The organism is Pseudoalteromonas sp. 20-MNA-CIBAN-0454, assembly GCF_040308685.1.
Taxonomy (GTDB): domain Bacteria; phylum Pseudomonadota; class Gammaproteobacteria; order Enterobacterales; family Alteromonadaceae; genus Pseudoalteromonas; species Pseudoalteromonas nigrifaciens.
Window position 1 is genome coordinate 1 of sequence record NZ_JBEOOB010000166.1, and the last position, 273, is coordinate 273.

The 273-nt window shown below is 41.4% G+C and carries 1 pseudogene; it reads left to right on the forward strand.

Annotated features, from left to right (window positions below):
- Positions 1–273, forward strand: a pseudogene (gene rplA / locus AAEZ22_RS18385) (50S ribosomal protein L1); the annotation flags it as partial.

Consider the following 273-nt stretch of genomic DNA (forward strand, 5'->3'; position numbering starts at 1 on the left):
GCCTGATGCCTAACCCAAAAGTTGGTACAGTAACGCCTAACGTTGCTGAAGCTGTGAAAAATGCTAAAGCTGGTCAAGCACAGTATCGTGTAGACAAAGCGGGTATCATTCATACTACTATTGGTCAAGTTGGTTTCACTGCTGAGCAAGTTATTCAAAATGCTGAAGCATTAATCACAGATCTAAAACGTGCTAAACCTGCTACGTCTAAAGGTACCTTCATTAAGAAAATCACCTTGTCTAGCACTATGGGTCCAGGTATCACTATTGATG